Origin of the sequence: Enterobacter sp. A8 (assembly GCF_004296595.1) — a bacterium.
Lineage (GTDB): Bacteria > Pseudomonadota > Gammaproteobacteria > Enterobacterales > Enterobacteriaceae > Enterobacter > Enterobacter cloacae.
Map to the genome: position 1 here is coordinate 512,009 of NZ_SCMF01000001.1, position 21,120 is coordinate 533,128.

The 21,120-nt window shown below is 54.1% G+C and carries 23 protein-coding genes and 1 pseudogene; 19 read left to right on the top strand and 5 right to left on the bottom strand.

Annotation, left to right across the window (positions count from 1 at the left end; translation table 11 throughout):
- Positions 1-38: 38 nt before the first annotated feature.
- The 8 genes from glsB to EQV24_RS02475 all read left to right on the top strand — a co-directional run bounded on the left by glsB (position 39) and on the right by EQV24_RS02475 (position 8,352).
- Positions 39-965 (top strand): glutaminase B, encoded by a 927-nt coding sequence (glsB, locus tag EQV24_RS02440; protein WP_013096610.1) that lies wholly within the window; start codon positions 39-41, stop codon positions 963-965.
- A complete protein-coding gene (locus EQV24_RS02445; RefSeq protein ID WP_013096609.1) occupies positions 965-1,321 on the top strand; it encodes a DUF4186 domain-containing protein in 357 nt (118 codons plus the stop codon). Before glsB ends, EQV24_RS02445 begins: the two co-directional genes overlap by 1 nt.
- A 112-nt stretch (positions 1,322-1,433) precedes the next feature.
- A complete protein-coding gene (locus EQV24_RS02450; RefSeq protein WP_130626111.1) occupies positions 1,434-2,873 on the top strand; it encodes a GGDEF domain-containing protein in 1,440 nt (479 codons plus the stop codon).
- A gap of 176 nt (positions 2,874-3,049) precedes the next feature.
- Positions 3,050-4,042, top strand: a complete 993-nt coding sequence (locus EQV24_RS02455; protein WP_013096607.1) for a sensor domain-containing diguanylate cyclase — start codon at positions 3,050-3,052, stop codon at positions 4,040-4,042.
- Between the two features lie 53 nt (positions 4,043-4,095).
- The gene (locus tag EQV24_RS02460; RefSeq protein WP_023619571.1) at positions 4,096-5,061 is read left to right on the top strand and encodes a sensor domain-containing diguanylate cyclase; all 966 of its coding nucleotides are present in this window, start codon (positions 4,096-4,098) and stop codon (positions 5,059-5,061) included.
- An 82-nt stretch (positions 5,062-5,143) separates the two neighbouring features.
- Entirely contained in the window at positions 5,144-5,671 is a 528-nt protein-coding gene (locus EQV24_RS02465; protein ID WP_038980690.1) for a GNAT family N-acetyltransferase, read from the top strand.
- Positions 5,672-5,788: 117 nt separating this feature from the next.
- The gene (locus EQV24_RS02470) at positions 5,789-7,240 is read left to right on the top strand and encodes a tagaturonate reductase (protein WP_029883280.1); all 1,452 of its coding nucleotides are present in this window, start codon (positions 5,789-5,791) and stop codon (positions 7,238-7,240) included.
- Between the two features lie 197 nt (positions 7,241-7,437).
- Positions 7,438-8,352, top strand: a complete 915-nt coding sequence (locus EQV24_RS02475; protein ID WP_023619574.1) for a bestrophin family protein — start codon at positions 7,438-7,440, stop codon at positions 8,350-8,352.
- Here the strand turns inward: EQV24_RS02475 and EQV24_RS02480 are convergent.
- Complete coding sequence (locus EQV24_RS02480; protein WP_130626112.1) at positions 8,340-8,888, bottom strand: GNAT family N-acetyltransferase; 549 nt, start codon at positions 8,886-8,888, stop codon at positions 8,340-8,342. The genes EQV24_RS02475 and EQV24_RS02480 overlap by 13 nt on opposite strands.
- A 134-nt stretch (positions 8,889-9,022) precedes the next feature.
- Between EQV24_RS02480 and EQV24_RS02485 the strand changes: the two genes are divergently transcribed.
- The 7 genes from EQV24_RS02485 (at position 9,023) to EQV24_RS02515 (ending at position 15,089) form a co-directional block, all read left to right on the top strand.
- Entirely contained in the window at positions 9,023-9,610 is a 588-nt protein-coding gene (locus EQV24_RS02485; protein ID WP_130626406.1) for a hypothetical protein, read from the top strand.
- Between the two features lie 9 nt (positions 9,611-9,619).
- Positions 9,620-10,090, top strand: a complete 471-nt coding sequence (locus EQV24_RS02490) for a GNAT family N-acetyltransferase (RefSeq protein WP_020688637.1) — start codon at positions 9,620-9,622, stop codon at positions 10,088-10,090.
- A gap of 12 nt (positions 10,091-10,102) precedes the next feature.
- Positions 10,103-10,543, top strand: coding sequence for a GNAT family N-acetyltransferase (locus EQV24_RS02495; protein ID WP_130626113.1), 441 nt, complete (start codon positions 10,103-10,105; stop codon positions 10,541-10,543).
- 145 nt (positions 10,544-10,688) lie between these two features.
- Positions 10,689-11,684, top strand: a complete 996-nt coding sequence (locus tag EQV24_RS02500; protein ID WP_013096598.1) for an alpha/beta hydrolase — start codon at positions 10,689-10,691, stop codon at positions 11,682-11,684.
- 44 nt (positions 11,685-11,728) lie between these two features.
- Positions 11,729-12,469 carry a response regulator gene (locus EQV24_RS02505; protein ID WP_020688639.1) on the top strand — a complete coding sequence of 247 codons (741 nt, stop codon included), beginning with the start codon at positions 11,729-11,731 and terminating at the stop codon, positions 12,467-12,469.
- On the top strand, positions 12,466-13,761 hold the full coding sequence (locus EQV24_RS02510) for a HAMP domain-containing sensor histidine kinase (RefSeq protein WP_013096596.1): 1,296 nt from the start codon (positions 12,466-12,468) through the stop codon (positions 13,759-13,761). Before EQV24_RS02505 ends, EQV24_RS02510 begins: the two co-directional genes overlap by 4 nt.
- Before the next feature lie 137 nt (positions 13,762-13,898).
- Positions 13,899-15,089 carry a cytochrome c biogenesis protein/redoxin gene (locus EQV24_RS02515; RefSeq protein WP_038419435.1) on the top strand — a complete coding sequence of 397 codons (1,191 nt, stop codon included), beginning with the start codon at positions 13,899-13,901 and terminating at the stop codon, positions 15,087-15,089.
- Between the two features lie 6 nt (positions 15,090-15,095).
- On the opposite strand, the gene tam is transcribed toward EQV24_RS02515, so the two are convergent.
- Positions 15,096-15,854 (bottom strand): trans-aconitate 2-methyltransferase, encoded by a 759-nt coding sequence (gene tam / locus EQV24_RS02520; RefSeq protein WP_029883287.1) that lies wholly within the window; start codon positions 15,852-15,854, stop codon positions 15,096-15,098.
- 83 nt (positions 15,855-15,937) lie between these two features.
- On the bottom strand, positions 15,938-16,522 hold the full coding sequence (locus tag EQV24_RS02525; protein WP_130626114.1) for an NUDIX domain-containing protein: 585 nt from the start codon (positions 16,520-16,522) through the stop codon (positions 15,938-15,940).
- An 86-nt stretch (positions 16,523-16,608) separates the two neighbouring features.
- Here EQV24_RS02525 and EQV24_RS02530 point away from each other — a divergent pair, with 86 nt between their 5' ends.
- Positions 16,609-17,376, top strand: coding sequence for a DeoR/GlpR family DNA-binding transcription regulator (locus EQV24_RS02530; protein ID WP_023619584.1), 768 nt, complete (start codon positions 16,609-16,611; stop codon positions 17,374-17,376).
- A 44-nt stretch (positions 17,377-17,420) separates the two neighbouring features.
- Here the strand turns inward: EQV24_RS02530 and EQV24_RS02535 are convergent, their stop codons facing one another.
- Positions 17,421-17,783, bottom strand: coding sequence for a DUF4406 domain-containing protein (locus EQV24_RS02535; protein WP_023619585.1), 363 nt, complete (start codon positions 17,781-17,783; stop codon positions 17,421-17,423).
- Between the two features lie 227 nt (positions 17,784-18,010).
- On the opposite strand from EQV24_RS02535, the pseudogene EQV24_RS02540 reads away from it, so the two are divergent.
- Both EQV24_RS02540 and EQV24_RS02545 read left to right on the top strand, forming a co-directional pair.
- Positions 18,011-18,763 (top strand): annotated as a pseudogene (locus EQV24_RS02540) (mechanosensitive ion channel protein MscS); the annotation flags it as partial.
- Between the two features lie 57 nt (positions 18,764-18,820).
- Positions 18,821-19,621 carry a DUF4225 domain-containing protein gene (locus EQV24_RS02545; RefSeq protein ID WP_130626115.1) on the top strand — a complete coding sequence of 267 codons (801 nt, stop codon included), beginning with the start codon at positions 18,821-18,823 and terminating at the stop codon, positions 19,619-19,621.
- Here the strand turns inward: EQV24_RS02545 and EQV24_RS02550 are convergent.
- The gene (locus EQV24_RS02550; protein ID WP_130626116.1) at positions 19,618-19,929 is read right to left on the bottom strand and encodes a hypothetical protein; all 312 of its coding nucleotides are present in this window, start codon (positions 19,927-19,929) and stop codon (positions 19,618-19,620) included. The genes EQV24_RS02545 and EQV24_RS02550 overlap by 4 nt on opposite strands.
- A 611-nt stretch (positions 19,930-20,540) precedes the next feature.
- Here EQV24_RS02550 and EQV24_RS02560 point away from each other — a divergent pair.
- Positions 20,541-21,116, top strand: a complete 576-nt coding sequence (locus EQV24_RS02560; RefSeq protein WP_130626117.1) for a hypothetical protein — start codon at positions 20,541-20,543, stop codon at positions 21,114-21,116.
- The last annotated feature ends 4 nt before the right edge of the window (positions 21,117-21,120 follow it).

Below are 21,120 nucleotides of genomic sequence, written 5' to 3' on the forward strand. Positions count from 1 at the left end.
CGCAGCCCGTTTTAGCCTGAGGGCAAGGAGCAAAGAGAGTGGCTGCGGTCATCCATAATGAGATGCTGGACGAGATTCTGGCGCAGGTTCGTCCGTTACTTGGAAAAGGAAAGGTTGCCGACTATATTCCGGCCCTTGCCTCGGTCAGCGGGAATAAGCTGGGAATTGCAATTTGTACGATAGACGGTCAGCGTTACCAGGCCGGTGACGCCACGGAACGTTTTTCCATCCAGTCTATTTCGAAAGTGCTAAGTCTGGTTGCGGCCATGCGACAGTACGAGGAAGAGGAGATCTGGCAACGGGTGGGTAAAGATCCCTCCGGGCAGCCGTTTAACTCTCTGCTACAGCTTGAGATTGAACAGGGTAAACCGCGTAACCCCTTTATCAACGCCGGGGCGCTGGTGGTCTGCGATATGCTGCAAAGCCGTCTCAGCGCGCCACGCCAGCGCATGCTTGAAATTGTTCGCCAGCTCTCAGGCGTTGACGATATTGCTTATGATTCAGTGGTCGCCCGTTCAGAGTTCGAGCACTCTGCGCGTAACGCCGCCATTGCCTGGTTGATGAAATCGTTCGGCAATTTCCATAATGATGTGGCGACCGTACTGCAAAACTATTTCCACTACTGCGCGCTGAAAATGAGCTGCGTGGAGCTGGCGCAGACCTTCCTGTTCCTTGCCCACCAGGGGCACGCACCGCATCTCGATCAGGAGGTGGTTTCACCTATGCAGGCGCGTCAGGTCAATGCCCTGATGGCGACAAGCGGGATGTATCAGAACGCGGGCGAATTTGCCTGGCGCGTCGGTCTTCCGGCCAAGTCGGGCGTCGGGGGTGGGGTGGTTGCCATTGTACCGCATGAGATGGCTATTGCTGTCTGGAGCCCGGAGCTGGATGAGACGGGTAATTCACTGGCCGGTGTGGCGGTTCTGGAGAAACTGACCCAACGCCTGGGACGTTCCGTTTACTGATGTCTGACCTGGATCCTCTTTTTTCTCGCCTGGCGCGTTCGACCTTTCGGTCGCGCTTTCGCTTAGGCACAAAAGAACGACAGTACTGCTGGGACAAAGGTGCCGATACCATTGACCAGCATGCTGCCGACTTTATTGCGAAGCGTCTTGCCCCCGCGCACCCCGTCAACGACGGTAAACAGACCCCCATGCGCGGCCATCCGGTGTTTATTGCCCAGCACGCGACCGCCACCTGCTGTCGCGGCTGTCTGGCGAAATGGCACAACATTCCGCAAGGTGTTCAGCTCACCGCGCAGCAACAGCACTATATCGTCGGCGTGATCCACCACTGGCTGGTGTTGCAGATGAACGCCTGATGTTGATGGGTGCTGATCCTGTTGTAATTGTGTTATAGATGCATGCTATGAGATCCCCCGCGTGGTGACGGGTCAGTTAGTTGCCATAAGTTATTATATGGAATGATATTTAATGCGTTCAGACCCCGCTGCCTTCACGCTTTTTCGCCCTGAATCCCCACTGCGTAATGCGGCGGGTATCTTTATTCTCACCACCTTGTTCTACTTTATCGGTGCGGAATTACGTCTGGTCGAAGCCTTGTCGCTGTTCTGGCCGCTGAATGGCGTGATGGCGGGCGTCTTTGCCCGTTATACCTATCTCAATCGCCTGCATAACTACGCGGTGTCGTATGTCGCCATGCTGATGTACGACGCGGTCACCACCAACTGGGGAATGGCCTCGGTGGTCATCAACCTGTCGAATATGGTCTTTATCGTCGTTGTCGCATTGCTGGTGGTGCGTGATAAGCGGTTGATGAAGAAAACCCCCGATCCCATTAATGCGCTGCGGCTGTTCAATTATTGTCTGATCGCCGCCTTATTATGTGCGCTGCTCGGCGCGACCGGGTCGGTGGGGATCGACAGCCATACCTTCTGGCCGCTGTTTGCCGACTGGTTCAGCGAGCAGTTCTCAACCGGCGTGCTCATTTTACCCTGCATGCTCACGGTCAGTATGCCGACGCGGGCATTCAAGCTGCGTCTGGAGCAACTTTTACCGGTCATTGCGCTGATTGTCTCGGTGATGGCATCGGTGGTGATTGGCGGGGCGGGAAGCCTTGCCTTTCCGCTGCCGGCGCTGATCTGGTGTGCGGTCCGCTACTCCTTGCCCGCGACCTGTCTGCTGACGTTTCTGACCGGCGGTCTGGAGATCGTTCTGGTCGCTAACTCCATTATCAATATCGCCGTGGGCACGCCGCTCTCTACCCCGATGATGTTCTCCGCCCGGCTGGGGATTGCTACCATGGCGATCTGTCCGGTTATGGTCTCCGTCAGTATGGCGGCCATTAATTCGCTCATCCGTCAGGTGTCGTTGCGCGCGGATTATGATTTTCTGACCCACGTTTATTCACGCTCCGGGCTCTATGAGGCGTTAAAGCGGGAAGAGGCGCAGCGGCAGACACGTTTTCTGACCGTGATGCTGCTGGATATCGATTACTTCAAAAGCATCAATGATAACTATGGGCATGAGTGTGGCGACCGCGTGCTGGCCGCGTTTGCCCGCGAGGTTCAGCAGGTTGTCGGAGACGACGGTATGGTGGCGCGTATGGGCGGAGAAGAGTTCGCGGTTGTGGTGAACACCGGTGACGCGCAGCACGGCTTTGCGCTGGCGGAACGTATCAGACTCACCATTGCCGCTCATCCGTTTACCTGGCGCCAGCAAACGCTCTATCTTACCGTGAGTATTGGTCTCGGGAGCGGGAAGGCGGCGTCGTGGCAGTTGACCGAAGTCTTCAACAGGCTGATGGCCGAAGCAGACGATCATCTCTATCGTTCCAAAAAAGCGGGGAGAAATCGCACCAGTGCGCGTGTGTCAGACGATCCCATTACCCCGGCCCCGGAGAGTGAAACCTGAGCGCAGCCTGCATTCTGCCGGGGATGAATCATAACGAATAGCAGATAAATTGCTTGCTAGGTATTTTTAACGTCAATAAGATACCGCAAGAAAGCTATCGGAAAATTCGCAGAATGAATGCAGCTGACAAACTCCATAGACCCTCTCGTGTACCAGGAAGCCGGTTTGTCAAACGTATGTATCTGATGCGTATTCTCGGCACGTTTCTCTGTTTTATTCCCATCCTCTCTGTGCTGATTGAACAGAATCGTTCAATCTGGCTGATGTGTTTGCTGGCGTTGAACGCGTTTATCTGGCCTACGCTTGCCTGGTATCGGGCGCGAAATTCGGCCATGCCGCTGGTGACTGAGCATCAGAATCTGGTGCTGGACGCCGGGGCGGGGGGATTCTGGATCGCCATGATGGCGGTTAATCCGCTGCCGTCGGTGGTCATTGCCACCATTATGCTGACCGACCGGCTCTCGGCAGGGGGCGTTACGCTGATGAGAAAGGCGGCCATTACCATGGTGGGCGTTTTTCTGGTGACCTGGCTGACGCAGGGAATGGCGGTGGATATGTACGTTTCGCAGCGCACCATGTTTGCCACGCTGCCGCTGATTGCAATTTATCTGCTGGCGCTGAGCATATTAACGGACAGCATTGCGCTGCGCCTGCGGATCAAGAGCCGGGAGCTTGAGCGGATCGCGATGATGGATCCGCTACTGGATATCGCGAACCGACGTCTGCTCGAAAAGCGCATTGACCACGAACTGAATAAACTGCGCCAGACGTGCCGGGAATCGGCCCTGATGTTCATCGATATCGACAATTTTAAAGACGTTAACGATCGTTTTGGTCATAAGGTTGGGGATGCATTGCTGGCGGCCGTCTCGCAAATACTGCATTTGTCGACACGCCCGAACGATACCCCCGCACGCCTTGGCGGTGACGAATTTGTGGTGTTGCTGCCGGATACCACCCTTGAAGAGGCGCAAGTTGTCGCCAGACGCATTATGGATGCGGCTGCAATGAAAAAGGAGGTGGCTCAGGAGACGGTGCATTGCACGCTCAGCATCGGTATCGCCTGTGCCACGCGAGAAATGATAAGCGTAACCGACTGGCTACAGGCCGCGGACAACGCCCTGTACCGCGCCAAGCGGGACGGTAAGAACAGAATATTCGCGCACTGACAATGTCTCTGTTTAGGCTACGCTTTGAGTAACGCTTTGCGTCAGGAGACGTTATGAAAACACCTGCAACCCCGGCAAATGAAATGGAACGTCTGAACTCGCTGCGCGAGTCAGGCCTGCTTGAGATCGACAGTTCCCCGGCGTTTGACCGACTGACACGTCTGGCAAAACGCTTCTTCCAGGTTCCCCTGGCGATGGTCAATCTTATTGATGAACACTCGCTGATTGTGAAGTCGGCCGATGGTCAGGCGCCTGAAACCGTTCCGCGTAATATCTCGTTTTGCGGCCACACGATCCTCAGCGAAGCGCCGCTGGTGGTTGCCGATATGCGTCAGGACGATCGATTTGCCGATAACCCGCTGGTGGCCGGTGAGCCCGGCGTAAGGTTCTATGCCGGTTTTCCACTGCGTTTACGTGACGGGGCGAGCGTGGGATCGCTGTGCCTGATTGATTATTCTCCTCGTGAATTTTCCGCTGCCGATCTTGCCGTGCTGGGCGACCTGAGCGCGCTGGCGGAAGACGAGTTTGCTGCCGTCAGCGCGGCGACAACCGATGAATTAACCGGTCTGTTTAACCGTCGGGGCTTTAACCAGCTGCTCCGGTTCACGCTCTCCGTAGCCAGACGTCGGGCGGAGCCGTTAACTCTGGGCTGGCTGGATCTGGATCGTTTCAAAGAGATTAACGATCGCTACGGACATGAAGAGGGCGACAACGCGCTGAAAGTGATGGCGGAACTGATGCGCACCTCTTTCCGTGAAGCGGATTTGCTGGTTCGCTTTGGCGGCGATGAGTTTGCCGTGCTGTTTGCCGATACCGACGAGCAGGGGGCCTGGATTGCCATGCAGTATCTGGCCGAGCAGGTCGAACAGTACAATGCGCGCAGGCTGCATCCCTGGTCACTCCATTTTTCCTGGGGGCTGAGCGAGTTCGATCATAACGGCAACGATCTGCAGCAGTGGATGAAAGACGCGGATGAAAAAATGTATGCCATGAAGCAGCAGCGCAAGCGCGCAACATGACATAACAAAAGCCTATGTCTGATGTGATTGCGTTACGTAAATGTTAAATGCACAGTGAGCGTATTCAACGTAAGGAAAACCCATGAATACCTCACTGCAGATCAAAACCCTCACCCGGGACGATATTCTCACCCACCTCGATGCGCTGGCCGATATCCTTGAAAATTGTGTCAGGGGCGGCGCTTCCGTCAGTTTTATGTTGCCATTCAGTACCGATAAAGCTCGTGCTTTCTGGCAGGATATTGCCGGGAGCGTAGAGCGTAACGAACGCGTTGTGCTGGCCTGCATCGATTCTCAGGATGGAGTGATTGGCACCGTGCAGCTCATTACCGATCAGCCGGAAAACCAGCCGCATCGTGCCGATGTGGCAAAGCTGCTGGTGCATGAAAAAGCGCGTCGTAAAGGTGCCGCGATGGCGCTAATGGAGGAGCTGGAAGTGCAGGCCAGAGCAAGAGACATCTCGGTGCTGGTGCTGGATACCTCAACCGGCAGCGGAGCGGAGATCTTCTACCAGCGTGCTGGCTGGCAAAAAGTGGGGGAGATCCCGCGTTATGCGCTAATGCCGGATGGCGCGATGACTGCCACATCGGTCTTCTATAAGTTCTTGTGATTATTTCCCTCAATGACGTGATGAATTGATCAAAAGCGGGGTTCTGGTCGAAAACCTTTGGTAAGTTATCATACCAATTTAATCAGGTTGTACGACTAATCATAAAAGGACCCCATTGTGAACACACTTAACCGTCGTGATTTCCCCGGTGCTCTCTACCCCGAACGAATCATTCAGTTTGGCGAGGGCAATTTCCTGCGTGCGTTTGTCGACTGGCAAATCGACCTGTTAAACGAACATACCGATCTCAATGCCGGCGTCGTGGTCGTACGCCCAATTCAAAGCGACTTCCCGCCGTCATTAAGCACTCAGGATGGCCTGTATACCACGATCATTCGTGGTCTGAATGAGCAGGGCGAGGCGGTCAGCGAAGCGCGTCTTATCCGCTCGGTGAATCGAGAGATCAGCGTCTACAGCCAGTACGATGAATTTCTGAAACTGGCGCACAATCCGGAGATGCGTTTTGTCTTCTCCAACACCACCGAGGCGGGGATTAGCTGGCACGCGGGCGATCGTTTCGAAGATGCGCCAGCGGTGAGCTATCCGGCGAAGCTGACGCGGCTGCTGTTTGAGCGCTTCAGCCATTTTAACGGCGCAGCGGACAAAGGCTGGATCATCATTCCGTGCGAGCTAATAGACTATAACGGCGAAGCGCTGCGCGAACTGGTGTTGCGCTATGCACAGGCATGGGCACTGCCAGCGGAATTTATTCAGTGGCTGAATGCGCATAACAGCTTCTGCTCCACGTTAGTTGACCGCATTGTAACGGGGTATCCGCGCGACGAAGCGGCGACGCTGGAAGCCGGGCTTGGCTATCACGATGCGTTCCTGGATACCGCTGAACATTTCTACCTGTTTGTTATTCAGGGGCCTGAATCCCTGGCCAGCGAACTGCGTCTGGACAAATTCCCGCTAAACGTGCGGATTGTGGATGACATTAAGCCGTACAAGGAGCGCAAAGTGGCGATTCTCAACGGCGCGCACACAGCGCTGGTGCCGGTGGCGTTCCAGGCGGGGCTGGATACGGTGGGCGAGGCGATGAATGATGCCGACATATGCGCGTTCATCGAAAAAGCGATCTATGAGGAAATTATTCCGGTCCTGGATTTGCCGCGTGATGAACTGGCGTCTTTCGCCAGCGCCGTTACGGGTCGTTTCCGCAATCCGTATATCAAGCATCAGCTGCTGTCGATTGCCCTTAACGGCATGACCAAGTATCGCACGCGCATTCTGCCGCAGCTGTTGGCGGGGGTGAGGGCATCTGGCACGTTGCCCGCTCGCCTGACGTTCGCGCTGGCCGCACTGATCGCGTTCTACCGTGCAGAGCGTAACGGGGAGAACTATCCGGTGCAGGATGACGCGCACTGGCTTGCTCGTTACCAACAGCTGTGGGCGCAGCATCACGATAAACAGATCACCACCCGCGAGCTGGTCGCCTCCGTTTTAAGCGTTACTGAGCACTGGGAGCAGGATTTAACTCAGGTAGAGGGTCTTGTCGGTCAGGTTTCGCGCGATCTCGACGCGATTCTGCAACAGGGGATGCGGGCCGCAGTAAAACCGCTTTGTTAACCCATGCCCGGCTTCGGCCGGGTATTTTATATCTCATTAGTTACAACATACTATGGACTCGTTTATGTAGAACAGGCTGTAGCACCGTGCGGTTTATTGCTTATCAGGTGATAAAATGCAATCTGTTATTAACAAGCTTGCAACCGTGACAGGGATCACGTTTAATAACGCGGCTCTTTCCTTTCCTGAAGCTGACTATGATTGTTCGTCCCAAACAGCACTGGCTACAACTGATTTTCGTCTGGCACGGTTCGGTACTTCCTAAAATCTATACCCGGTTGTTACTTAACTTCCTGCTATCCATCGCCGTTATTCTGATGCTGCCGTGGTATACCTCGCTGGGCATTAAATTTACCGTTGCGCCGTTCAGCATCCTGGGTGTGGCCATCGCTATCTTTCTGGGGTTCAGAAACAACGCCTGCTATTCGCGCTACGTTGAGGCGCGCCAGCTGTGGGGGCAACTGATGATAGCGGCACGCTCGTTATTTCGCGAGGTTAAAAACACCTTGCCGGATGATAAACATCTGGGTGAGTTCGTCCGCCTGCAGATCGCCTTTGCCCATTGTCTGCGCATGACCCTGCGTCGTGAAAAGGGGGAAGGGCAACTGGCGCGCTATCTGGCGGCGGAGGATTTACGCAACGTCATGGCCGCCAATTCCCCGGCGAACCGTATTCTGCTGATCATGGGTGAATGGCTGGCCGTCAGACGCCGTAACGGAGACCTCTCCGATATTCTGTTCCACAGCCTGAACAACCGTCTCAACGATATGTCGATTGTCCTGTCAGGCTGCGAGCGCATCGCCACCACGCCCGTGCCGTTTGCTTATACGCTTATCCTGCACCGTACGGTCTATCTGTTCTGCATCATGCTGCCGTTCGCGCTGGTTGTTGACCTGCACTACATGACGCCGTTTGTCTCTGCGCTGATTTCGTATACCTTCATTTCGCTGGATACGCTGGCAGAAGAGCTGGAAGATCCGTTTGGTACCGAAGACAACGACCTGCCGCTGGACGCCATCTGCAACATGATGGAACGCGATCTGCTGCAGATGAACGATGAAGAGAACATTCCGGAAAGGCTGATGCCGGATAAGTATTATCAGCTGACCTGACGGGCGTTCCACTCGTCCCGGGTAATTTCCCACAGCTCAGAATCGAGCATACCGCTGACGTACGCTTTTTTTTCCGTTCTGATAAGCCGCATGCCGCTACTGTCTGAAATACGACGGGAGCGGCTATTGGTGGCCGCCTTCGGCGCGCGCAATACGGGTTTGTTCAGCGTGTTAAACCAGTAATCCGTTGCCGCAATGCTGGCTTCGCGCATATATCCCTTTCCCTGAAACTCCGGCGCCAGCCAAAACCCGCGGTTGTTATCTTCCACATCGTACAGGCAGATAACCCCCATCAGTTCGTCCGGCGCTTCACGACGGCGGATGCTCCAGAACCAGGCAATCCCTTTCGCCATATCCGGCAGCGCCACGTTGTTGACATAGTTTTCCGCGCCGTTATCCGGGTAGGGCCAGGGCACGGAAGAGACCAGATAGCGGACGATCTCCCAGCGCGGATAGCGCTTTTGTATCTGAACGGCATCTTCGGCAACCAGCGGTTTTAGCAGCAAGCGTTCTGTCGTGAGCGTCGGTATCGTCATCCGCAGATCTCCATATTTAAGCGTTATGATTTTGTTTGCGTTCTGGTATTTTCATCTCTATCACATTCAGTTGAGGCGTGCTGAGTTTATACCCTACCAAAAATAGGCATCATTTCTTCAATGGCGAAATTTTAATGCGCTTGTGGTCTCTTTTAACCGGACGTGTTTTCCAGGATCTCCTGCAGCATGGCAAAGAGATAGAGGAGGCCATTGCTCGTCGTGATACCCGTGTTTTGAATCATTCCACCCCCGAGCTGGAAGGGTATTTTTCTCGCCCCCTCAGCGAGCTTCCGCGTCAAAATCCTTACCCGGTAGCGGCGCTATTACCTCTTTTTTTAGTGGCGTTTGCGTTAAACCTTCTGCCTTTTCTCAGCGCGTTGCAGGGTTTGTCACCTTTACACCATGCACTGAGCTTTTTCGCACCATCATTAATAATGACAGGCGCGCTCATTGTTATCAGCGTGCTTCTGGCCCGAGGGGTAACGTCAGGATTGTTGGGGTTTATGGCAGTGTTCATCATTCTGCTGGTCATAACTCTCGTTCAGGTTCTGCATCTTCTGTTTTCTCATAGCGGAAACCTTTGGCCACTGGTCACCGCATCCTTCGCGCTGATACTTTGTCGGATGGTAATGAATAACAGCGGCTTTGTGCTGTTTACCCTCTATTGTCGCACTCAGCGTCTTGCCAGAGTTGCACGTGAAATCCGGTTAAAAAACCATTAAAGAGGTGATATGACGTTACGAAAAGCGCATCCGCAGGAAGCTGAAATACTCTGGAATATTCGCAATCAGGCGATTCGTCACGGCTGTAAAACCAGTTACGACGCGGACGTCATTGCGCGCTGGACGCCCGACGACATGCCGGAGCATTACCGGCAAATGGTCATTGAATACCCTTTTTACGTGGTGGAAGATGAAAAGGGCGACATTGCGGCAACTGGCTATCTTGATCTGGATACCCACTGTCTGGAGGCGATATTCACCTTGCCGGCGGCATCCGGAAAAGGCATGGCGACCCGGATTATCGAGGCGCTCAAACAGGAGGCCCATAGCCGGGGGTTAACCCGCCTGACGCTCGATGCAACGCCTAACGCCCGGTCGTTTTACCAGAAGCTGGGGTTTGTCACACTGAGCGAAAAGTATCATCACTCGCGCATGGCGGGCGCTGATTTACGCTGTTTTGAAATGGCGATCAACTTGTAATGTGAGGAACGCATGGCTGTCACGGTAAGACCTTTAAGCGCAGGCGATTACGCCCAGTGGCGACCGCTGTGGGACGGGTATACCCATTTTTATGACTGTTTTCTCGATGAATCGGTTACCGCATCGACATGGGAGAGGGCGCTCTCAGCGCATTCACCGATGTTCTGCCGCGTAGTAGAGAAAGACGAAAAGATCATTGGTTTCGCGATGTGCATTCTCCACGAAGGCACATGGTCAACGGCCCCCGTTTGCTACCTGGAAGATCTGTTTGTCGATGCCACCGAACGCGGTGTTGGGGCCGGGAAGGCGCTCATTGATGCCCTGATAGCCGAAGGCAAGCGCGAAGGGTGGTCGAAACTGTATTGGGTCACCCGGGAGAAAAACCCGGCGCGTAAACTCTATGACAAATACGGTGAAGCAGACGATTACGTACGCTACCGCCTCTCGCTGTAAGCCTGAATCACCTGTGTTTGTATCACACTGTATCTGCGTACCGGATACATACACAGGATTGCAATAAACCCCCTTTCGCACATATCCGCTATACAAACGCGTGTTGTTATATCCCCGTCAACTGTTCTTAACCGGAGATACCAACATGTTCAGCAAACTCGCGTATTCAACCCTGGCGTTAACCGTTTCTCTTGGCACCGTCATGTCCTGTCAGGCCGAAGTCACCGGCAAAGATGTTGCCGCAGCCTTCGATCACCCTCAGCAAATTAACGCTGGCGATCTGAATATCGGCTATGTCGATATCGGACCAAAAGAGGGACAGCCGGTGATTCTGTTACATGGCTGGCCCTACGATATTCACAGCTATGCCGAAGTCGCACCCGCGCTGGCGGCAAAAGGCTACCGGGTCATTGTGCCTTCGCTGCGCGGCTACGGCACCACGCGCTTCCTGTCAGCAAGCACGCCGCGTAACGGCCAGCCTTCGGCCATGGCGAAAGATATCGTTAACCTGATGGATGCCCTCAACATTAAGCAGGCTGTTTTTGCGGGATATGACTGGGGCGCCCGTACGGCGGACATTGTCGCGGCGCTGTGGCCTGAACGCGTCAAATCCCTTGTTTCGGTAAGTGGCTATCTCATCAGCAGCCAGCAGATTGGTAAACAGCCGCTGCCGCCAAAAGCAGAGCAGCAGTGGTGGTATCAGTTCTATTTCGCAACAGAACGCGGTGCCGAAGGCTATGCCAAGAATACCCATGACTTCGCCCGTCTGATCTGGTCTCAGGCCTCACCAGACTGGAAGTTTTCCGATGCAACCTTTAACGCCAGCGCAAAATCCCTGGATAACCCCGATCACGTCGCGGTTACGCTCAGCAACTATCGCTGGCGTTTAGGGCTTGAAAAAGGCGAGCGTAAATACGACAGCTATGAGCAGAAGCTGGCGACATTGCCAAATATCACCGTTCCGACAATCACCATCGAAGGCGGCAACAACGGGGCGCCACATCCTGCGCCGCAAGCCTATGCCGGTAAATTCACCGGTAAATATGAACACCGCACCTTTGGGGCCACCGTGGGGCACAACCCGCCGCAGGAAGATCCGCAGGATTTCGTCAAGGCGGTTATCGACGCGGATAAGCTGTGATATGTGCTATTTTCAATACGTTACCCCTCAGTCAGGAGATCCCGGTGGAGCATATTGATCATATCCTTGTCGTCGATGACGACAGGGATATTCGTGAATTGATTGTCGACTATCTCGTCAAGTCGGGCTATCGCGCGTCTGGCGCGGCAAACGGCAAAGAGATGCGGGCCGTGCTAGATAAACAGCATGTCGATCTGGTGGTGCTGGACGTGATGATGCCAGGCGATGACGGATTAACGCTCTGCCGGGGACTGCGCAGCGGTAAACATAAAGATCTGCCGATCCTGATGCTGACCGCGCGCAACGAAGAGACAGACCGGATCCTGGGGCTGGAAATGGGGGCCGATGACTATGTCGTGAAGCCCTTTGTTGCGCGCGAACTGCTGGCGCGTATCAAAGCCATTTTGCGCCGTTTTCGTACCATGCCACCCAATCTGCAGGTGACCGAGGCCGGGCGCCTGGTGATGTTCGGCGACTGGCAACTGGACACCGTTGCTCGTCACCTGATCGACAGCGAGGGGATGATTGTGGCACTCAGCGGGGCGGAATACCGACTTCTGCGCGTGTTCCTTGACCATCCTCAGCGTGTGCTGAGCCGCGATCAGTTGCTTAACCTGACCCAGGGGCGAGATGCTGAACTCTTTGAGCGCTCGATTGACCTTCTGGTCAGCCGGGTTCGTCAGCGGCTGAATGAAGATGCCCGCACGCCGGCCTACATCAAGACCGTTCGCAGCGAAGGGTACGTTTTTACCATGCCGGTGATCATCAAAGAGGCCAATGAATGAGGATCTGGCCACGCTCGTTACTGACGCGACTGCTGATCATCGTGATGCTGGGGCTCCTGCTGGCCAACGCGCTCAGCCTCACGCTGGTCATGCTTGAGCGAATGCGCAGCGCCCGCACGGTGATGCTCGGCAACCTGGAATATGACGTTTCCACCAGTGTGGCCATCCTCGACCGGCTTCCCGCAAAGGAGCGTCCAGCCTGGCTGGAACGACTGGCGCGGGGGAACTATCGCTACATTCTGGGAACCGGCGAACCGGGGCCTGCACCGCATGACAAACGCTCGCAGGATGCCATCCGCACCCTGACAGAGGCGCTGTCGGCAACCTGGCCACTGACGTTTACTGCCGTGCCGGGGCCGGTTTCCCATATTCAGGCCCACCTTACGCTGAGCGATGGTTCGCCGCTGACCATTGACCTTATCCCCCGAATGCCTCCGGTCGCCAGCTGGCTGCCTGTAGTGCTTGTGTTGCAGCTACTGCTTCTGGCGTTCTGCTCATGGATTGCCGTGCGTCAGGTTATTCGACCCTTTTCTCAGTTTACCCGGGCGGTGGATTCCCTCGACCCGGCAGCAAGCTCGCCAATGACCGAGGCAGGGCCAGTCGAGGTGCAACGGGCCGCGCACGCCTTTAATGCCATGCAGGCGCGTATCCAGTCTTACCTGCGCGAGCGTGCGCAGATCCTGGCCTCCGTATCGCACGACCTTCAGACCCCGATAACGCGCATGAAGTTACGCGTCGAAATGGCGGACCAGCCGGAACTGCGGGACAAGTTGCTCAACGACCTGGACAATATGACGCGCCTGGTGCGGGAAGGAATAGCGTATGCCCGGTCATCAGAATCTCTGGAAGAGACCTCGCTCAAGCTGGAGTTGAATGCCTGGATAAACAGCATCGCCAGCGATTACCAGGACATCGGGAAAAACGTGCAGCTTCAGGCAACCGATGCCCGTCTGCCCGTGGTCACGCGTCCGCAGGCGCTACGCCGGGTGATGACCAATCTGCTGGATAATGCGCTGAAATTTGGCGACTACGCCGTCATTACGATTCATTCAGATGCCCATCATGTTACGATCGCTATTCGCGATGGGGGGCCGGGGATACCGGACGCCGAACTGGAGGCGGTATTGCAGCCGTTTTATCGGGTGGAAACCTCACGAAACCGCGACACCGGGGGCACCGGATTAGGGCTAGCAATCGCCGCCCAGTTGACTGCGCAGTTAGGCGGGAAATTGCATCTGGCGAACCACGCCGAGGGTGGGCTGGACGTTTCGATTACGCTGCCGCGCGGGTAATTGTACGGTTTTGTATCGGACAGCCTTCATGATACGCGCACAGACAATTCGCGCTGATTTGCACACATCCTGAACATATCAACACGGTGAAATAACCTCACTGCAGCTTCGCAGGGTATCTGTAATGTGAGGTCACTATGTTTCTGATAATCGCTTTTCTGGGCGGGATGATAAGCCTGCTCAGCCCATGCACACTCCCGGTTATTCCACTGCTGTTTGCCGGGTTCCAGGGGCAACGACGGCATATTCTGGCGTTGCTCGCGGGGATGATTGTAATGTTCACCCTCGTGGCACTGGTGGCTACCGCAGCCAGCAACTGGATCGCCCAGGCGACGATAGCAGGGCGCTGGGTCGCACTGGTTGTACTGGCAATAGCCGCGCTGGCACTCATTTTCCCGACATTCGCCCAGCGTATTGCCGGACCGGCCGTCAGCGCAGGTAATCTCCTCAACACACGCAGCGGGCAGACGCGCGGTACTCTCTCCGCGTTTCTGGCCGGGCTGGCCGTTGGGTTGCTCTGGTCGCCGTGCGCCGGACCGATTCTGGGTGCCATCTTCAGCCTGAATATTGCCGGTCACTCCGCCATTGCCACGGGGGCACTGCTGGCCGCTTATGGCAGCGGATGCGCGCTGATGCTGGGGCTGCTGGTTATCGGTGGTCGCGCGCTGATGGCACCCCTGCGCGCCAGATCGGCATTGATGGAAAGGTTACGCAAGGGGGCGGGCGTGGTCATGTTAGCGACCGTTGCGTTTAACGCCACCGGGATGACGTCCGTTCTGAAAGGCGCCAACGGGGTCGCAGACCGTCTGGAAAATTCGCTCCTGACGCTGGCGAAACCCGCAACGGCACCGGTGAAGCTTCAGCCAGTGGTGATGACCGAACCCAGCAGCCAGTTACCCTCCTTAAGCGGCGGAACAGGATGGGTTAATGGTGACCCTGTCACGTCTGACTCTCTGCGGGGGAAGGTAGTATTGATTGATTTCTGGACGTGGGACTGCATCAACTGTCAGCATACGCTCCCGCACGTTCGCGACTGGGCCCAAAAGTACCAGGCGCAAGGTCTGGTGGTGATAGGTGTGCATACGCCGGAATACCCGTGGGAAAAACCGCTCGCCTCGGTACAAAAAGCGGTGACGAAATGGCAGCTCCCGTATCGGGTGGTCACGGATAATAACTATAAGATCTGGAACGCCTTCGGGAATCAGTACTGGCCCGCGCACTACTATTTCGATGCCAAAGGGCAGCTGCGCTACACCTCTTTTGGAGAAGGCAATTATGACCAGCAGGAAAAAGTCATTCAGCAGCTGCTGAAAGAGGCTCGCTCTTGAGCCGACTTATGGCTGACGTTGCGCAACGATAAACAAGCGTGGAAATGCCAGCAGTATCTGCCCGTTTTCCTGAAGCGGATACTGCTCTTCCAGTAGTTCATGGTAGCGTTGCAGGAACTGCTTCTGCTCGCTTTCATTCAACTCCTGTAACCACGGACGCAGCCCCGTGGCGCTGACCCAGTCAATAATCGCCTGATGCGATCCCATTTTATGGAAGTAGGTCGTGCGCCAGATATCCACGTCGCAGCCTGCCTCCGTCAGAATATCGTAATACGCATGGACACCGGGCAGAGGTTCACGGCCTCGATTCGGATAACCTTGTTCAACAGCCACTTCGCGCATCGAGACGTGTGTCGGTTCAAGCCAGTTATCAGGCATCTGGATCGCCAGCACGCCGTTTAGCTTCAGCAGCGAAACCAGATGCGGCAGGAGATCGTAATGGTCAGGGATCCACTGTAGAGAGGCATTCGCATAAATCAGGTCCAGCGGTTGGCCTGGCTTGTACTGGCGAATATCGGCCTCAACAAAGTGGCAATCGGGCAACGCCTGGCGCGCCTCTTCGAGCATCGCCGGTGAGTTATCAACACCGGTGATGTGGGCGGAAGGCCAGCGATGCTTCAACAGCGCGGTGCTGTTTCCCGGTCCGCAGCCTAAATCAACGATGGTGGACACCTCATCCAGTGGAATTCTGGCGAGCAGTTCAGCAGCAGGGCGCGTGCGTTCGGCACCGTATTGCAGATAAAGCGAAGGGTTCCAGTCGGCCATTTTTGCCTCTCCGTGTTGAATTCATCAGCAAGAATAGCACAGGCAGAGACCCGCACTGGGGCAGGTCTCGACCGACGCAGTGACTACAGAACGCCTTTCAGCGCGATATGGTAAAGCAGCATAATCGTTTTGCCGTCGACAATCCTGCCGGTATCAATACCGCGCAAGGCCTCATCCAGCGGCATTTCCAGCACGTCGATATCTTCTCCCTCTGACTTGATGCCGCCGCCCGCGCTGGCCCGATCCTGCGGGTGATACTCTGCGATATAAAAATAGAGTTTTTCCGTGACGGAGCCTGGGCTCATGTAGGCTTCAAAGACTTTCTCAACACGGGAGACACGATATCCGGTCTCTTCTTCCGCTTCCGCCTTGATGCGGCTTTCGGGATCCATGTTATCCAGCAGCCCGGCAGCGGCCTCGATAAGGTCGTCCTCATGGCCATTGATAAAGACCGGAAAGCGGAACTGGCGCGTCAGGATCACCGTTCTTTTATCCCGGTTATAGAGCAGTATCGTGGCCCCGTTTCCCCGGTCATACACTTCGCGGTTTTGCCGCTGCCATTCGCCGTCGCGTCGTTGCAGCTCAAAGGTGTACTTTTTCAGGATGTACCAGTTATCCGACAGGGTTTCATTTTCAATGATGCGCACATCTGCACGTTTCGATTGCACGTTTGCTGCTCCTTACGTAGAGTGATCGTCATAAACAGCATTATCATGCACATTCAAGATAAAACATGCAATATCAGGAATCCACAATGCTCACCAGTCAGCGAAAACAATTAATCCTCGAGAAGCTTGCCGCTGAAGGCCAGGTCCAGTCCAAAGCGCTCAGTGCACATTTCGCGGTGTCAGAAGACACCATTCGTCGTGATCTCCGCGAACTGGCGGCGGAAGGGCGTTTGCAGCGTGTCCATGGCGGTGCGCTGCCGGCCTCGTCGGCCACTGTGCCATTTGCCGAGCGTAAATCGGTGAAGATGGACGCGAAAAAAAATGTGGCCCGCAAAGGCGCAAAGCTCATTTCCCCTGGGCAGGTGGTGATTGTCGACGGCGGCACCACCACATCGGAACTGATCGCGTATTTACCGGCGGATTTACGCATTACCGTGGTCACACACAGCCCGAGCATTGCCCTTGGGCTCGTCGAGCATCCTTCGATTGAAGTGATCCTGATCGGAGGACGTCTGTACAAACATTCCATCGTGACGGTAGGCGCAGCGGCCATTGAAGGCATCGACAATATCCATGCGGATCTGTTCTTCATGGGGGTTACCGGCATCCATCCTGAAGCCGGGCTTACCACCGGCGATTTCGAAGAGGCGTGCATCAAACGTGCATTTTCCGGCAGGGCCGCCGAGACAGTGGTCCTGGCATCGCCAGAAAAAATTAACACCGCGTCATCGTTTGTGATTGGCGAGCTATCGCTGGCCAATACGATTGTCGTGGAAGATGATACCGATCGCGCCTGGATTAGCGCGGTAAGGGAGAAGGGCGTCTCCGTGGTGACGACCTCAGATCCAGAATAACCCTTGAACCTGCCTGTGATGAGCAGGCAGGTTCAGGCGCGTCCTCAGGCCTGAGGGATGCTTTCTAACGAGGTGTAAACGTTCAGCCCGAGCTTACGGGCAACCTCGATATCCATATCAGCTCCCTTAGACGCACCGGCAATACGATAAATCGCGTCGCATTTCCCAATGAGCCGGTGTGCAACGGGATAGAGCATCGCTTCACTGATTTCATCCCCAATGGACGTTGAACCCGCGGCCTTTGCCAGCGGTAGCGCAAGCCATTCACCAATCACCGGAACGTGGCCACGCTGGTATACGGCTAATGCTGCGTTTTCCAGACGGGCAAGGTTTTCATCCATTTTGGCCTGGTCGCCATCAGTCCCGCTGCGCCAGGGGCCCGCTATTAAAATCAACTGTTGTGTCATACATACCTCGTTGCGTGATGGTGCATGAATTTGCACGTTATTATTTGAAGCATCGGTTTTTAGCTCTTAAACGTATCTTAATAGGCATTATCGTGCAAATACAAGCAGTATCATGCATGGCGGTGATGTTGCATAAGCGCGACGCTGGTCTATGCTCAACATGCAGAGACTCGCCATTCTCTGGGGCAATTGAAAAATAACAATAAGTTGCGTTTCAGGGGGTGGAAATGAATAAGGTCCTGCTCGCATTATTATCCTGCGTGCTCTCGGTCATCTCATTTACTGGCGTCGCCGCCGAGCCACGCCAGGAGCCTACTGAGCAGGAGCGGGCCCGAACCGTTTATATTTTTCATCAACCGATTGTGATGTTGCAGGCCAAATTTGGTCTCACGACGCCTGAAGAACGCGTGTTACGTATTCGCCATACCCTGCGCAATTTCACGCAGCAGGACGTACGTGAGCCGCTGAAAATTGTTCCCGTCACCCGTTACAACCAGCAGGGAAGGCTGATTGTCATGAACAATAAGCCTGTTTTATTGCTTACGCAGGCGGACCTGGATGAGGGGGACGATTTGACTCTCGACCAGGCCGCTCAGCGCGTGCTGGCGCGGATGGAGGCGCAACGTACGGCGCTTCGCGATCAATATGACACCGGCTGGCTGGCGCTCTCCGCCGGGAAAACGGTCGTCGGGCTGCTGGTTCTGTCTCTTTTCTGGTACGGGGCGTGGCGGTCGTGGCGCTGGGTTCGCAATGTCTGCCGTCGCCGCATTCTTGAAAACCGCAGCGTTATCCCGCAGAGCTGGCGTAAGTTTGTCGGCGCAATTGAGGCTCGTTTGTATGCTTTGCTGATGATTTTACTGGGCATTCTCGGATTGTATCTCTGGCTGAGTTGGACGTTCAGCTTGTTCCCCTGGACACGCGTCTGGGGTGCATCGTTAGGCGACTGGACCATGCGCGTGCTGCGGGATATTGCGCTGTCGAATATCGATATCAGGTTCGATACGGTACAAAAAATTGCTCATCGATAAGGATTATCCATGTATATCGCCATCCCCCCTGGACAAAAAAGTGTAGCGTGGTCAGAAATGGCGCTTGATCGCGAAGCCCGCAGATTAGTGAATATCGCCAATATAATCTCATCAACACACCTCAAGGATGGCCTGACGCGCCTCAGATTTATGGAAGAAATCCGCGATCTTATCTCTCAGCAGTTGGCAGCAGCTCGTAGACTTAAAACGATTGAATCTTATACGCACTCAACAGAGATATTACGTACAGAGACGGCAAACTTACTGGAACAGGACAGATTAATACGCACCAGGGCCGCACAAATTTACGCAAAGATTGAATTTGTGAAGGAGAATAATGAAATTGTCGGATATGTAATCAGCGCTGTTAGTGTAGTGTTATCAGGTTTTGAAATCGTTGGCGGAGTGGCTCTTTTTGGCACTATGACACCTGTAGGGATGCTCGCCGGAGCTACGTTAGTTATGGACGGTCTGAACGGGATTTCCAGGGAAATAAACAATCAGCTTTTAGAAAAGGAAAATTCTCAGGGTGTTTTTGCTGATGGTGCGATCGCGGCGGCTCAGTTTTTAGGATTTCGCGGGAATACAGGGTTAGCTTTATATAATGGTGTCAGTCTGGCCGCGAACATCTATGGTGTGTTTGGGCTAATGAGAAAACCAGATGCATGGCGACTTTTTCACTATGTACCACAAGATTATTACAGAAAAGTCAGTTCAATGAGTCGCCCAATGTTGACGATGAAAATTGTAGGGTATGGACTCAAAGCAAAAATCATTTTTGATCTGTTAGCAACTGAGAAGAACTCTTAGCGGATTTTCTTGTTAAATTTCCATGCCTTATAGGAAAGAAGCGGTGGCTGGAAAAACCAAATGATGAACAAAGCGATCAACATAGCAACACCTGTGGATATAACATTTTCTCTGGACGCTATGGTAAGTACTACGAGGTAAACAGCAGCAAGCAATATGGTCAACAACAATGCTGCGTTAAAACGTCTGGACAAGTCGGATATGACCATATCCAGAGAAAGGGCATCTTTAATTATGTACTTACGCAGCTTCTGCAGGTCCGAGGATGTAAATCCAGAAGCCAGAAGTTTTTCTTCGGTTATCGCCATGTTTTCTCCCTGAGCGGTGATCTCTTCTCGTAATGAATACTATCAACCATTTAGCCAAGTGGATAGTGATCTGTAGGAAACGCGTAAATGATCTTACAACAACTATGAATAGGCAGAGGAAATGACGGCCATGAAAAGCTCAATTCTCCCAGATTCAATGTTGGTGCGCATAATGTATATTATGTTAAATTCGATAAATCCTTAAATCATGTCCTGTGCCTCAGCCTCTGCTCTCACATCATAATCAGTCAATGATGTCGGAAGGCTTTTCAAACTCTGGCGACCAGTAACCTCCACTTCCATGGTACGTTTCTGCCCCCAGGACGAACTGGGTACCGCAAAAGTTGCACGCAAAGTGGTAATCGACGATGTCGCCCCATATCATCTTTTCAGCACACTCACTGAAGCTGTACTGATTCCAGTCGTCCTTTGTCAGAACTTCTGACAACATCCCTTCGTTGATTGCATTTCTGGCAATACGAATTGCTTTTCGTAACTGATCGGGCGTCCGGATAACGTACTTAACACAGAGTTCACGGCAGTGCTCGCAGCTCATATGGCTGAACCTCTTTCGCATGACGGGCTGATGACGTTTATGTCATTATATTCAAATGATTAAAGCACTATATCGTCGACTAAACCACTGTAACGACCTGGCGGTAAGAATTAGCAAGGCCAATACTGCACAACTGCAACAGTTAAAAGCGGAACTGGCCGAACTGATCGGGACACCCACGGGATGCTATACCATGGGCATTCCAGCTGTTCTCAGTACCCTTGGGGTGATCGTCAGTTTTGGGATACCGCAGCTGTGGTTAGGTTACAACGTCAGCGCCGCCCTCGGGCAGCCTGAAGAAAGCGTATTTATATGGGTGGTATTGATCGCCCTGCTGTTCTCAGGCATTAATGGCATGACGATGTTTCTGATTGGCAAAGGCCTCATGCGTGCCGTGCAGGTGCATCTTACGCTGGCGGTTATGAGCCTTGTGTTAACGTCAGTCTATCTGCTGACTGCGCTAAGCGGTGCGAGTGTTCCGGGCGTCAGTCTCATCGCGGCGCTGATAAGCATCTTTATGCTGCTGCTCAGCGGTTACTGCATCCACTCTATTTCTTTCTATAAGATGCTGCTCTTTATCCTGCACAATCGTGCCTGGCGTAAACTTTTGCACCAGACTCGTAAAACGTAAAACC

Coding starts and splice junctions, on each gene's coding strand:
- EQV24_RS02450 (WP_130626111.1), top strand. CDS start 1,434: ATGCGTTCAGACCCCGCTGCCTTCACGCTTTTTCGCCCTGAATCCCCA.
- EQV24_RS02465 (WP_038980690.1), top strand. CDS start 5,144: ATGAATACCTCACTGCAGATCAAAACCCTCACCCGGGACGATATTCTC.
- EQV24_RS02445 (WP_013096609.1), top strand. CDS start 965: ATGTCTGACCTGGATCCTCTTTTTTCTCGCCTGGCGCGTTCGACCTTT.
- EQV24_RS02535 (WP_023619585.1), bottom strand. CDS start 17,783: ATGACACAACAGTTGATTTTAATAGCGGGCCCCTGGCGCAGCGGGACT.
- tam (WP_029883287.1), bottom strand. CDS start 15,854: ATGGCCGACTGGAACCCTTCGCTTTATCTGCAATACGGTGCCGAACGC.
- EQV24_RS02560 (WP_130626117.1), top strand. CDS start 20,541: ATGATTAAAGCACTATATCGTCGACTAAACCACTGTAACGACCTGGCG.
- EQV24_RS02460 (WP_023619571.1), top strand. CDS start 4,096: ATGAAAACACCTGCAACCCCGGCAAATGAAATGGAACGTCTGAACTCG.
- EQV24_RS02485 (WP_130626406.1), top strand. CDS start 9,023: ATGCGCTTGTGGTCTCTTTTAACCGGACGTGTTTTCCAGGATCTCCTG.
- EQV24_RS02545 (WP_130626115.1), top strand. CDS start 18,821: ATGTATATCGCCATCCCCCCTGGACAAAAAAGTGTAGCGTGGTCAGAA.
- EQV24_RS02510 (WP_013096596.1), top strand. CDS start 12,466: ATGAGGATCTGGCCACGCTCGTTACTGACGCGACTGCTGATCATCGTG.
- EQV24_RS02530 (WP_023619584.1), top strand. CDS start 16,609: ATGCTCACCAGTCAGCGAAAACAATTAATCCTCGAGAAGCTTGCCGCT.
- EQV24_RS02475 (WP_023619574.1), top strand. CDS start 7,438: ATGATTGTTCGTCCCAAACAGCACTGGCTACAACTGATTTTCGTCTGG.
- EQV24_RS02480 (WP_130626112.1), bottom strand. CDS start 8,888: ATGACGATACCGACGCTCACGACAGAACGCTTGCTGCTAAAACCGCTG.
- EQV24_RS02455 (WP_013096607.1), top strand. CDS start 3,050: ATGTATCTGATGCGTATTCTCGGCACGTTTCTCTGTTTTATTCCCATC.
- EQV24_RS02490 (WP_020688637.1), top strand. CDS start 9,620: ATGACGTTACGAAAAGCGCATCCGCAGGAAGCTGAAATACTCTGGAAT.
- EQV24_RS02500 (WP_013096598.1), top strand. CDS start 10,689: ATGTTCAGCAAACTCGCGTATTCAACCCTGGCGTTAACCGTTTCTCTT.
- EQV24_RS02495 (WP_130626113.1), top strand. CDS start 10,103: ATGGCTGTCACGGTAAGACCTTTAAGCGCAGGCGATTACGCCCAGTGG.
- EQV24_RS02515 (WP_038419435.1), top strand. CDS start 13,899: ATGTTTCTGATAATCGCTTTTCTGGGCGGGATGATAAGCCTGCTCAGC.
- EQV24_RS02550 (WP_130626116.1), bottom strand. CDS start 19,929: ATGGCGATAACCGAAGAAAAACTTCTGGCTTCTGGATTTACATCCTCG.